Annotated in this window: 13 protein-coding genes; all 13 read left to right on the forward strand. The window is 70.5% G+C overall.

Translation table 11 applies throughout. The features are described from left to right. Window positions 1-800, forward strand: an 800-nt coding sequence (locus VGT06_02000) for an SPASM domain-containing protein (GenBank protein ID HEV8661905.1), incomplete at its 5' end; no start/stop codon positions are given. Then, window positions 790-1,947 carry a radical SAM protein gene (locus VGT06_02005; GenBank protein ID HEV8661906.1) on the forward strand — a complete coding sequence of 386 codons (1,158 nt, stop codon included), beginning with the start codon at window positions 790-792 and terminating at the stop codon, window positions 1,945-1,947. The genes VGT06_02000 and VGT06_02005, both read left to right, overlap by 11 nt. A 36-nt stretch (window positions 1,948-1,983) precedes the next feature. Beyond that, window positions 1,984-2,490 carry an iron transporter gene (locus tag VGT06_02010; protein HEV8661907.1) on the forward strand — a complete coding sequence of 169 codons (507 nt, stop codon included), beginning with the start codon at window positions 1,984-1,986 and terminating at the stop codon, window positions 2,488-2,490. 73 nt (window positions 2,491-2,563) lie between these two features. Beyond that, the gene (locus VGT06_02015; GenBank protein HEV8661908.1) at window positions 2,564-2,947 is read left to right on the forward strand and encodes a response regulator; all 384 of its coding nucleotides are present in this window, start codon (window positions 2,564-2,566) and stop codon (window positions 2,945-2,947) included. Between the two features lie 10 nt (window positions 2,948-2,957). Then, entirely contained in the window at window positions 2,958-3,218 is a 261-nt protein-coding gene (locus VGT06_02020; GenBank protein ID HEV8661909.1) for a hypothetical protein, read from the forward strand. Window positions 3,219-3,877: 659 nt separating this feature from the next. Beyond that, window positions 3,878-4,522 carry a CBS and ACT domain-containing protein gene (locus tag VGT06_02025; protein ID HEV8661910.1) on the forward strand — a complete coding sequence of 215 codons (645 nt, stop codon included), beginning with the start codon at window positions 3,878-3,880 and terminating at the stop codon, window positions 4,520-4,522. A gap of 44 nt (window positions 4,523-4,566) precedes the next feature. Next, the gene (locus VGT06_02030; protein HEV8661911.1) at window positions 4,567-5,136 is read left to right on the forward strand and encodes a GNAT family N-acetyltransferase; all 570 of its coding nucleotides are present in this window, start codon (window positions 4,567-4,569) and stop codon (window positions 5,134-5,136) included. Window positions 5,137-5,151: 15 nt separating this feature from the next. Further along, window positions 5,152-6,192 carry a sugar phosphate nucleotidyltransferase gene (locus VGT06_02035; GenBank protein ID HEV8661912.1) on the forward strand — a complete coding sequence of 347 codons (1,041 nt, stop codon included), beginning with the start codon at window positions 5,152-5,154 and terminating at the stop codon, window positions 6,190-6,192. An 8-nt stretch (window positions 6,193-6,200) separates the two neighbouring features. Then, complete coding sequence (locus VGT06_02040; GenBank protein ID HEV8661913.1) at window positions 6,201-6,653, forward strand: hypothetical protein; 453 nt, start codon at window positions 6,201-6,203, stop codon at window positions 6,651-6,653. Window positions 6,654-6,887: 234 nt separating this feature from the next. Further along, on the forward strand, window positions 6,888-8,837 hold the full coding sequence (locus VGT06_02045; protein HEV8661914.1) for a multicopper oxidase: 1,950 nt from the start codon (window positions 6,888-6,890) through the stop codon (window positions 8,835-8,837). Between the two features lie 26 nt (window positions 8,838-8,863). Further along, window positions 8,864-10,114, forward strand: a complete 1,251-nt coding sequence (locus tag VGT06_02050; GenBank protein ID HEV8661915.1) for a radical SAM protein — start codon at window positions 8,864-8,866, stop codon at window positions 10,112-10,114. A gap of 279 nt (window positions 10,115-10,393) precedes the next feature. Further along, on the forward strand, window positions 10,394-11,782 hold the full coding sequence (locus tag VGT06_02055) for an FAD-dependent oxidoreductase (protein ID HEV8661916.1): 1,389 nt from the start codon (window positions 10,394-10,396) through the stop codon (window positions 11,780-11,782). Between the two features lie 38 nt (window positions 11,783-11,820). Continuing rightward, window positions 11,821-12,297 (forward strand): isocitrate/isopropylmalate family dehydrogenase (locus tag VGT06_02060; protein HEV8661917.1); only part of this gene is annotated, 477 nt, incomplete at its 3' end.

Consider the following 12,297-nt stretch of genomic DNA (forward strand, 5'->3'; position numbering starts at 1 on the left):
GGGGGGCCTTTGAGCGGACGGTCGGGGGATTTCGCCACTGCGTGGCCGCGGGGCAGCGGGTCGGGCTGCGGCTGACGCTCACCCGCCATACCGCGGCCGAGTTGCACCGGATCTTCGACTTCATCGAGGCGGAGCAGATCAACCGGGCCTGTTTCTATCACCTGGTCACCTCCGGCCGGGGCCGGAGCCTCACCGGCGACCAGCTCTCTCCCGCGGAGACGCGGCGGGCCCTGGACATCATCCTGGAGCGGACCGCTGACTTCGCCCGGCGGGGGCTGCCGAAAGAGATCCTCACCGTTGATAATCACGCGGACGGGGTGTATGTGTACCTGAAGCTTCTCGCGGGGGACCCCGGGCGGGCCGCGGACGTGCTGCGCCTCCTGGAATGGAACGGGGGCGGTCTGCACTCCTCCGGGGTCGGAATCGGGGCGATCGACTGGGTGGGGGACGTGCACGCGGACCAGTTCTGGACGCACTACTCCCTGGGGAATGTCAAGCGCCGTGCGTTCTCTCACATCTGGCAGGACACGGCGGATCCCCTGATGGCCGGCCTCAAGGACCGGCGGAGCCGGATCAGCGGGCGGTGCCGGGCCTGCAGGTTCTTCAACGCGTGCGGGGGAGCGCTGCGCGTCCGGGCCGAGCTCGCGACCGGCGATCCCTGGGCGCCGGACCCGGCCTGTTACCTCACGGATGCCGAGGTGGGCCTGCCCGTCGCCGTCGGTGCTGCCGGGCCGGCCCGGATCTCCCCGCCGGCCCGCGGGGCCGTGCGGCCGGCTTCGGAGGTGAGCGATGCCTCCTGAACACTCCGCCGGCCCCGGCAGTCCGATGGCCGTCATCCACAACCGCGAGCACCAGCTCCGGCTGGTCTTCTGGGAGACGACCGCCGGGTGCAACCTGGAGTGCAAGCACTGCCGCCGGCTGGAGGTCGCCCGCGAGCTGATGCGGAGCGATCTCAGTACCGCCGAGGCGCTGAGCCTGGTGGATGCGATCGCAGTCCTGGGCCGGCCCATCCTGGTCCTTTCGGGGGGCGAGCCGCTCCTGCGCCCGGACATCTACGACATCGCGCGCCACGGGGTGCGCCGGGGGCTCCCGGTCTCGCTCGCCACCAACGGGACGCTGATTGACCACGCGGTGGCCCGGCAGATCCGGGCCGCGGGCATCGTCCGGTGTGCCGTCAGCCTGGATGGGGCGACGGCCGCGACCCACGATGTCTTCCGGCGGCAGCTCGGCGCCTTCCACCAGGCGCTGGAGGGGATCGGGGCCCTCCGGGCAGCGGGCTGCGACGTCCAGATCAACACCACCATCGCCCAGCACAACGAGCACGAGCTCCGCGGGATCTACGACCTCGCCGTCGGGGTCGGCGCCGTGGCCCTGCACTGTTTCATGCTGGTCCCGGTGGGCTGCGGCCTGGCCATCGCCGAGGACCAGATGCTCTCCCCGGCCCGGTACGAGGAGGTTCTCAACGACATCTACGACCTGGCGCGCGAGGGCCGGCTGCACGTCAAGGCGACCTGCGCCCCCCACTACTACCGGGTGATCCGCCAGCGGGCGAAGCGGGACGGCCGGGAGCTGCATCTCGCCACGGATGGGATGGCCGCCATGACCAAGGGTTGCCTGGCCGGATCGGCGGTCTGCTTCATCTCCCACAAGGGGGAGGTCTTCCCCTGCGGCTACCTCCCCGTCGAGGCCGGCCACGTCCGGCGAGAGCGCTTCGCGGATATCTGGGAGCGCTCGCCGGTCTTTGCGCGCCTCCGGGACGCCGACCTGCTGGGGGGAAAGTGCGGGCCCTGCGAGTTCAAGACCGTCTGCGCGGGCTGCCGGGCCAGGGCCTATGCCGCCACGGGGGACTTCCTGGCGGAGGAGCCCTTCTGCGCCTACCAGCCCCGGCGGCAGGAGCGGCCTCCCCAGACGCCCGCGGGATGGACGGCCGGACACGCGGAGAGCTGACGGCGCGTTGCGCCGGACGGGAAAGGAGGGATGGTGATGCGGAGGCTCAAGGCAATGCATGCGGGGCTCGTGCCGCTGGCGGTGGGGCTGCTGCTTCTCCCCGCGGCTGCTCGCGCCCAGTCCAAACCGCTCGTGGGAGTGGAGCAGGTGAAGGACATGCAGGTGGCCCTCTTCGTCTGGCCGGCGGAGAGGGGGGTGATCCTCCCGCCGGTGCACAGCCACCCCCACGGGGAGGGGGAGCCGACCGGACCGGCGACCCACCACCTCGAGGTGACGGTCTTCGACACGGTCCGACGGGTGAACGTCCCGTACCTGACTATCACGGCGACGATCCAGAACCGGCTCACGGGCCGGGCGTTCACCGTGGAGCTGCCCCCGATGATCGCGAACACCTTCCACTACGGGGACAATGTGACCCTGGTGAAGGGGAACCGCTACAGCATCCTCCTGGACGTCAGCCCGGCGACCCTGGTCCGGGGCCAGGCGCAGAAGGAGGTCTGGGGCAGCCCGATCCGGGTGGCGTTCGAGTACGACTACCGCTGACGGTGGCCGCGACCCTCGCGCCCGGGCCGCGTGGCGGGCGTGGCAGGGGGCGGGCCATCCGGGGAGCGTCAAGGTGCAGGACTCGCCACAGCACATTCTCGTCGTGGAGGACGAGGAGGACATGGGGGTCCTCCTCCGCCGGGCCCTGGAGCGCCGCGGCTTCCGGGTGGACCTGGCGGCGGATGGCACCGAGGCGCTGGGGGTGCTGGGGAGCCGTCCCTACGATCTCCTGATTACCGACCTCCTCATGCCGCGCATGGACGGGCTCCGCCTCGCGGAGGCGGCCCGCCGGCGCTGGCCCCTGCTGCCGGTCATCTTGATCACCGGACTCGGTGACTGGGAGAGTTACGTCCGGGCGATGGACCTGGACGTAGTTGGGTACCTCACCAAGCCGCTCCGGATGGCCGACTTCCTGGGGTTGGTGGAGCGGGCGCTGGACCCCCAGCTCCCGGCCTGAGGGGACGGCAGTGGCCTACGACTGGCAGTTGCGACGGGCTGTAAGCCTGCTCGGCGGACGCCGGCGGGTCCGGTGTCCCTACCTGCGCCGGGTCCCCCGCGGCCGGGGCAACCCGGCGGGGGCGGCCTGCGCTGTCCGGAGCGGGCTGGGCTACCCGATCCCTACCCGGACCGAGTACTGGGAGCTCTGCAGCCGGAGCGCCTACGTCTACTGTCCAAAGTACCTGCGCTCCCTGCTCGCCTCCCCTCCGACGAAACGCGCCGCGAGCTAAGGCGGCGCTCCCCAGCCGGTGCACCCCCGCGCGCTGGGGCATCCTCCCCCCTCTGCGGCATCCCTGCCCCAAGGTCGAAGGCCGGCGCCGACGGTAGGTTACCCCCGCGCAAGCCTCCTCTCATGGGGCGGGGCTGTCCCACGCGAGCCTGGCTGCTTCGAAGGGGTGTTCGCCTCCGACCCCACTCCCCTTGCAACTCCTTGAAATCCTTCAGGAGTTTCTCTCCCGCTCGGAGACACACCGGCTGCTCTATGGCACTCCGGTTGCTCCTTCCGCCTGGAGGAGGGGGATCCGCCTGCGAGAGCGGGCGGCGGCGCGGGCGGGGCAATCGGTGGATGGCCGACGCCATGCGCTACTAGCCTGACGAGGAGAGCACAACATGGCCCGACGCGTATGCGCTCCAGGGAAGACAGCAGAGAAGGGAGGCACGGAGGAGCAGCAGTGCCCCTTTCTGTAGTGCTGTCCGGCGGCGAGCGGGTACCCGCTCCTGGGGTACTGTCTGGCCTACCGGGACGGGCGCCTGCGGGCCGTCACCATCGCTGAGTTTCGGGACTACTGTACGGGTCCGGACCACGAGAAGTGCCAGACATACCAGGTCCGGATCGCCCAGGAGGCGGCGGACGCCGCCTGAGCCCGACGGGGGGGGAAGGAGTCGAGTCATGCTGGTCGGACAGCGGATGCAGCCCGAGGTGGTGACGGTCACGCCCGGGACGAGCGTCGCGGGGGCCTCCCGCCTGCTCCAGGAGCATCGGATCCGCCACCTGCCCGTGGTGGAGCGGGGCCGGCTGGTGGGGATCATCACGGACCGCGACATCCGGCGCGTGCTCCCATCGCCGGCGACCAGTCTGGAGGTGCACGAGCTGCTCTACCTCCTGGATCGCCTCACGGTCGGGGAGGTGATGACGGCCAAGGTGATCACCGTCACCCCCGAGACGCCCATCGAGGAGGCGGCCCGCCTCCTCGTGGACCACCGGATCGGCTGCCTGCCGGTCCTGCAGGGCGATCGCCTGGCCGGGATCATCACCGAGACCGACCTGCTGGCCGCCCTGGCGGAGATCCTGGGGATCCGGACGAGTACTGCGCGGCTCGAGGTGGTGGTGGAGGACACGCCGGGCACCCTCCCGGCAGTCTGCACGGCGATCGCCGCGAAGAGCGGGGAGGTCGTGAGCCTCTTTGCGGCGCGGGCGAGCGCGCGCGGGGCGGAGGTGCCCGTCCTGGTGATTCGCCTCGAGGCGCCCGACGTGGACGAGGTGGTCGAGGCGATCCGCGAGGCGGGGTATCGGGTGCTCTCGGTCACCTGGTAGGACGGCACGACGGGCCGGCGCGGAGCCGCCGGCGAGGAGGAACGATGGCCGGTTCTGAGTATCCCAAGACCCTCACGCTTCGGGACGGGAGCACCGTGACGGTCCGGCCGCTCCGCAGCGTTGACCGGGACGCCCTCGGCGACTTCTTCCGCCGGCTCCCGGAGGAGGATCGGAAGTTCCTCAAGGACGAGGTGACCCGCGCCGAGGTCATCGACGCCTGGTGCCGGGAGATCAACCCCGCCCGGGTGCTGCCCCTGATCGCCGAGGCGGAGGGCAAGGTGGTGGCCGACGCCACGCTGCACCGGCGCAGGGCCGGCTGGCTGCGCCACGTGGGGGAAGTCCGCCTTGTCGTGGATCCCGAATACCGCCGCAAGGGGCTGGGCAGCCGGCTACTCGAGGAGCTCACCCTCCTGGCCCAGGGAGAGGGCTTGGAGAAGCTCGTGGCGGAGATGACCCCCGAGGAGCCCGCCGCGCGGAAGGCCTTTGAGCGCCAGGGGTTCCGGCAGGTCGCGGTGGTCCCGGACCTGGTGCGGGATCAGACCGGGACCACCCGGGACCTGCTCATCCTCGTCCTCGACCTGGGAACGGCGCTGCTGCCGGACTGGTACTACTAGGTCCGGGAGGGACGGATGCTGCGTGTGGCGGACGCCGCGGAGCGCGATCCTGCGGGAAACCCCCCGGGGCTGGAGCCCGGGCTCTGGGGGGTCGTCCTCGCCGCCGGCGAGGGGCTTCGCCTCCAGCCGTTCCTGACCGCCCTGACCGGCCGCGTCGCCCGCAAGCAGTTCTGCCCTGTCGGGGAGCGGCCCCTCATCCGCGACACGTTCGCGCGGACCGAGCTCCTCATCCCCCGGGAGCGACTGGTGACGGTCGTCGGGGCCGGGATGGAGGCCGAGGCCGCTCCGCACCTGTCGGATCGCCCTCCGGAGACGGTCATCTGGCAGCCCCTGAACCGCGAGACGGGACCGGGCGTCCTCCTCCCGTGCTGCGCCGTGGCTGCGGCCGATCCGGACGCCTGCGTGGCGGTGTTCCCGGCGGACCACTACGTTCACCAGGCGGCGCTCTTCATGGAGCGTGTCCGGGACGCGAAGCGGGCGGTGGATGCCCATCCGGGCCTCCTCGTGCTCCTCGGGGTGGAGGCGGACAGCCCTGAGACCGGCTACGGCTGGATCGCCGCGGGAGATCCGGCAGAAGAGGCGGGGACCGGGCGCCTGCACCGGGTCGAGCGTTTCCGGGAGAAGCCGGACCCCCGCACGGCGGCGGGGTTCCTGGCCGCAGGGTTCCTCTGGAACACGCTGGTGATGGTCGCCCGGGTCCGGACGTTCCTGCGCCTGTTCGCCGCCTACCTGCCGGAGGTGGCCCGGCAGCTCGGGCCCGTCCGGGCCGCCTGGGGGACCGCCCGGTGGCCGGGGGCGGTTCAGGCCGCCTACGCGGATATGCCCGCCGTCACCGTCTCCCACGGCATCCTGGAGCACAACCCGTCGGGCCTTCGGGTCCTCCCGGTGCGGGGAGTGCTGTGGAGCGACTGGGGCTCGCCGGCGCGGATCTGCCAGACCCTCGGGCGCGTCGGTCGCACCCATCTGCTGACGGAACGGTTCCGGGTGCGGGGGCTGGAGCCCGTCGGGGCGCTGGCGGGCTGGTGCGAGGGGCACTGTCGCGTCGCGGCGGGCTAGGGGGAACCGTGGGGACGGCGGGGTCCACGTCCGGGCTGGTCGCGGGCCTGCTGGCGGCGGTGGCCGCGGAGGAGGCCATGGCTTTCCGCCTGTCGGCCGATGCCGCCGCCCTCCGCTACGGCTGTCTCCGGGATCGGTTGCTGGCGGTTGTCCGGCAGGACCGGCGTCACGCTCGACTCCCCCTCGAAGCGGCGGCCCGGCGACAGGGTGAGTCCCCGCAGCCGGGGGGGGCGTTGCGCGGGGCGCACGATGCGCTCCCCGGTCCCCCCTTCCTCCGCCTCCAGGAGGATCGGGAGGCCAAGCTGGCCCTGGCAGCCCGCTACCGGGCGCTGGGACATGAGGCCGAGATGGTGGGCGATCGGGAGGCGGCGGCCCTCTGTCGGGGGCTGGCGGCGGAGGAGACGCGACACGCCCAGGTCCTGCTGGACCTACTGGCCGCGACGGACCCGTACCACAACTGAAAGCGACCGCCCGGGCAAAGGGCCGGACGGGGCGAAGATGAAACACCATGCGACGCACGGCGGGACTCCTGGCTCTACTGCTCGGCATGGGGGCGCTCCTCGTGGCCCCCGCCTCGGGCAACGCGAAGTGACCGCGTCCGGGTCCTGTCCTCAAGGTGGCGCGGTCACCAGTAGAGGGAGAGGGAAAGGGGCGAGGGAGGGGGAGAGATGAACGCCAAGGACAACGGAGGGCGCATGATGCTCACCAGGCGGCAGGTGTTGAAGGCCGGCCTGGTGGCGGGAGCAGCGCTTGCTCTACCCTGGAAGGGAACCGTCAGACGAGCGCTTGCCGCGATCCCGGGCGGCACGCTCGATCCGACGGCGGTCTCGAAGTATGCGATGCCATTGGTCATTCCGCCGGCGATGCCGCTGACGGCAGGCGGGATGGTCGACTACTACGAGATCGCCGTCAGGCAGTTCCAGCAGCAGATCCTGCCCGCCGGCCTGCCCATGACGACCGTGTGGAGCTACGGCTCAGTCAACCATCCCGGCACCTTCAACTACCCGGCCTTCACGATCGAAGCGACACATAACAAACCGGTCCGTGTGAAGTGGATCAACGGCCTGGTGGACGCCGCTGGCAACTACCTCCCCCACCTCCTGCCCGTGGACCAGACCCTGCACTGGGCCAACCCGCCGGGTGGTCTCACTGGCCGGGACATGCGCCCGACGTTCGCGGCCACACCGGGCTCCTATGCGGGTCCGGTCCCGATCGTAACGCACCTGCACGGTGGGCACAGCTCGCAGGAAAGTGATGGCTACGCCGAGGCCTGGTACCTGCCCCTCGCGAAGAACATTCCTAATGACTTCGCCAAGGTCGGTACCTGGCACCAGCGGTTCCGCGTCCTGGCGCAGGCGAAACTGGGCCAGGCCTGGACTCCAGGGACGGCAGCGTTCCAGTACGAGAACGATCAGCGGGCGGCCACATTGTGGTACCACGACCACACGCTGGGCATGACCCGCGTGAACGTGTACGCGGGACCCGCGGGGTTCTATCTCCTCCGCCGCGGCCCGGGCGATCTTCCGGCGGGAGTGCTCCCCGGTCCGGCTCCCGGCGTGGGAGCGGATCCGTTCGGGAGATATTTCGAGATCCCCGTCGCGATTCAGGACCGGTCGTTCAATGCCGATGGGTCGCTGTTCTACCCGGCCAGCCGGGAGTTCTTCGACGGCTTCGCCGGGCCCTACATCCCGGGGAGCGACGTCCCGCCCATTTGGAACCCCGAGTTCTTCGGCAACACGATGGTGGTGAACGGCCGCACCTGGCCGTACCTGGAGGTCGAGCCGCGCCGCTACCGCCTCCGGTTCCTGAACGGCTGCAACTCGCGCTTCCTGATCCTGAGGATGGTCACCAAGCCGCTGGCGAAGAGGCCGGCCAAGGCGAGGCTTCCCTTCTGGCAGATCGGCAGCGAGGGTGGCTTCCTGCCGGCACCGGTGATGCTCGACCAGCTCCTGATGGCGCCGGCCGAGCGGGCCGATGTCATCGTGGACTTCACCAAAGTTCGGCCCGGGACCGCGATCTACCTCATCAATGAGGGACCGGATGAGCCCTTTGGCGGCGGCGCCCCGAACACGGACTTCCCCGCCGCGGATCCGGCGACCACGGGCCAGGTCATGAAGTTCGTGGTGGTCCCCCCGGCGAGCGAGGACACGAGCATAGATCCTGAGCTGCTGACCCTGCCCACCTTCATGCCGCTCGGTCCTGCCAGCACCACGCGGCAGGTCTCCCTCAACGAGGAGGTGAGCGCGTTCTTCGATGGTCCCATTGCCGCCAAGCTGGGCACCCTCGACGCTGCGGGTAACCCGGTCGCGGAGGCCTGGGAGGATCCGATCACGGAGAATCCGGCCCTCAATGCGATTGAGGTCTGGGAAATGTACAACTTCACGGAGGACGCACATCCAATCCACATCCACGAGGTACAGTTCCAGGTCGTCAATCGCCAGCTCTTGGGCGGCGCCGTGCTACCACCAGAGAGCTGGGAAGCCGGCTTCAAAGACACCGTGATCGCCTATCCGGGCCAGATCACGCGGGTGAAGGCGCTGTTCGACCTGCCGGGGCTCTATGTCTGGCACTGCCACATCGTCGAGCACGAGGACAACGAGATGATGCGGCCGTACTTCATCGGGCCCAACCCGCCCACGCCGTAGGGGATCTTTTGGCCACAGGAGGTTCCGTGACCCTTCCGACCATGTGGGAGGAGGCGGCCCGCGAAGGACGGGCGTGGATCACGCCGAAACGGGGGGCCGTCACGGTGAGCATGCTGCCCCGCGCCGTCGTGACCTACGATGCGGCCGGCCGGCCCATCGGGGCGTTCGTGGACGGCCGGACCTACCGGCGGGGGCTCGACAACCGGGTCCTGTGCAAGTGGGGGGACCGGGAGGAGGCCGTCCCCGGCAGGGTCCGCTTCCGGCGGGACGTGACGGGGGCAGAGCGGGCCGCGCTGCTGGATGGTCTGGCGGCGCTCGCGGGCCGGGCGGCCCTCGGCGCGGCGGCGGGCACCGCCCGACTCCTGAAGAGTGGGCCGGCGCTCCACATCCTGGAGCGCGCGGCAGAGTGGGACGCCGAAACGCTGGAGGCGGACGGGGCGCGGCTGCGGGCCCTCTACCCGAACCGGGTCAGCATCCTCCCTCCCGACCAGTACCAGGCCGTGGCCTTGCAACTGACGATCGGCTGCCCCTATAACGGCTGTACCTTCTGCAGCTTCTACCGGTCGCGCCGGTTCGCCGTCCGGTCGGGGGCGGCATTCCGGGAGCACCTCCGCGCCGTCAAGGTGTTCCTCGGGGATTCCCTCCTGCTGCGCCGATCCCTCTTCCTGGGAGACGCAAATGTCCTGAACCTCCCGGTCCGGATACTGGGACCAGCCTTTGCCCTCCTGAACGTCGAGTTTCCTGCTCTCCAGGAACGGAGCGGTCCCCCGGGCCCCCGCGGCGTCTACGCCTTCATGGACGCCTTCACGGGGAGCCTGAAGCCCGTCGAGGCGTTCGCCGGGCTGGCGGCGTCCGGCCTGCGCCGGGTCTACCTGGGGGTCGAGACCGGGCACGATCCTCTCCTCCGCTTCTTGGAAAAGCCCGCCACGGCGGCCCGGACGGAGGAGGCGGTACGGCGCCTGAAGGCCGCGGGCCTCTCCGTCGGCGCCATCCTGATGGTCGGGGTCGGCGGCGACCGATACGCGGCTAGCCATGTGGCGGACACGGTCACCCTCTTGCGGCGCCTCCCCTTGGGAGCGGGGGACATCATCTATCTGTCGGAGTTCGTGGATGAACCCGGGACGGTCTACCGAGCCCGGGCAGCGGCAGAGGGAGTCCGGCCACTGTCGCCGGAAGCGGTCCGGGCGCAGGTCCAGGCCATTCGCGACGGGCTTGCCGGGGCGTGGGCGACGGGCCCGAAGGTCTCCCGCTACGATATCCGGGAGTTCCTCTATTAGTACTATAGAAGGGACGGGCCCCCACCGACTCTTCGCGCCCGCCGGCCTCGTGGGGCAGGCTTGCCCCAAGGGTCCCGGCCCTGCCCCACCCCCGCCGGGCCAGACCTGCCGGGTTGCGCCATGCTCTCCAGGAATCGCGGGGACTTAGGAGCGGGTCCGGGCACGGGGGGAGGACGTGCGGGTGGCACCCACCTTGCTGTAGTTCGCCCGGAAGGTCATCTGAAGCGGCAGAAGAGAGAGAACCCTCCCGGAGCGGGCGATGCCCGGCGGAGGAACCGAATGCCGGAGAATGGCCTGGGACACCTCGTCATCGTCGTCGGAGCGGGACCCGCCGCCCTCTATTGCACGGGCAAGCTGGCCGAAGCCGGGCACACCGTCCTGATCCTGAACCGGGACCTCAAGCCCGGGGGTCTGGCCGAGTACGGCATCTACCCCACCAAGCACAAGATGAAGGAGGGGTTGCGGAACCAGTTCCGCCGGATCCTGGCCCACCCCCGCGTCCACTACTTCGGCAACGTCGCGGTCCGGCAGGACGGGACGGTGCGGTGGGAAGACCTCACGGCCCTCAAGCCAAGCGCCATCGTCGTGGGGGCGGGGGCCCAGGGGACCAAGTCGCTGGGTGTCCCGGGGGAGGATGGGCCGTCCGTCTATCACGCCAAGGACCTCGTCTACCACTACAACCGGCTCCCCCCCTTCAGCGAGCGGGAGTTCCCCATGGGGGAGCGGGTCGCCGTCATCGGCATCGGGAATGTCATGGTGGACATCGCGCACTACCTCGTCACCATGCGCCGGGTGGGGGAGGTCATCGCCGTGGCGCGGCGGGGGCCCAAGGAGCGCGCCTACGATAACCGGGAGATGGAAGCCATCGCCGCCAACATCGATCGGGAGGCGCTCCGGGAGGAGCTGGAGAGGATCCGTCCACGCCTGGAGCCGCTCGGCCAGAACGTGGACGTCCTGTACCAGGAGCTCACGCGGGACTGTGACGTCCCCCCGAAGAATGGGCCAAGCCCGACCCGGCTCACCTTCCGCTTCCTGGCCTCCCCGAGCCGCATCCTCCGGGACGAACAGGGCCGGGTCGTCGCCCTCGAGGTGGAGGAGAACACCCTGGTGGACCGAGGGGGGAAGTTCGCGGCCAAGGCCCTGGGGCAGACCAGTCAGCTTCCGGTGGACACCGTCATCTTCGCCATTGGGGACCGGGTGGACCCGACGCTGGGCCTTCCCGTGAAGGATGGGGGATACGCCACCAGCCCCACCCCCGACCCGCAGGACCCCGAAGCAGCCAAGTACCAGGTGTTCGATCCCCAGACCGGGCGGTCCGTGGACGGGGCGTTCGTCGTCGGCTGGTCCCGGAGCGCGAGCGAAGGGGTGGTGGGCAAGGCGCGGCTGGACGGGGAGAAGGGGGCGGCGGTCGTGAACCGGTTCCTGGCCCGGCGCCCGCCCCTCTCCCGCCGGGAGATCTACCAGCACCGGATCGGTCCCCTCTACCGCCGCCTGCGGGAGCGGCAGGTCCCCATCGTCCACAAGGGCCTCTGGCGGATGCTGGAGAAGGTGGAGCGGGAGGAGGCAGGAAAGCAGCGGCTTCCGGAGTTCAAGTTCGGGCGCAACGAGGAGATGTTGGCGGTCCTGGAGGGCGCCGTGCGTCGGCTGGCTTCGCGGTCGGCGGGGTGAGGCGCGGGGGTCGGGAAGGCACACAAGGGGGACACGACATGGCTCAGGAGAAGGGCAGAGACCCCGGGAGACTCACGCCGCCTCGGGAGGGGAGCCGCATCCGGTTCGAGGGCGGGCAACTGCGGGTGCCGGATGACCCCATCATCCCCTTCATCGAGGGGGATGGCATCGGGCCGGACATCTGGAAGGCCTCGGTCCGGGTCCTGGACGCGGCGGTGGCGAAGGCGTTCGGTGGGAGGAAGCGCATTGCCTGGTACGAGATCTACGCCGGCGAGAAGGCCCAGAAGCTGTACGGGGAGTCGCTGCCGGAAGAGACGGTCCGCGCCATCCGGGACTACATCGTGGCCATCAAGGGCCCCCTGACGACCCCGGTGGGCGGGGGCTTCCGGAGCCTCAACGTCGCCCTGCGGCAGCAGCTGGACCTCTTCGCCTGCGTCCGGCCGGTCCGGTACTTCCACGGGGCCCCGAGCCCCGTGCGGCACCCGGAGCGGATGGACGTGGTCATCTTCCGGGAG

This window comes from Candidatus Methylomirabilis sp. (assembly GCA_036000645.1).
In the GTDB taxonomy this organism is placed as follows: domain Bacteria; phylum Methylomirabilota; class Methylomirabilia; order Methylomirabilales; family JACPAU01; genus JACPAU01.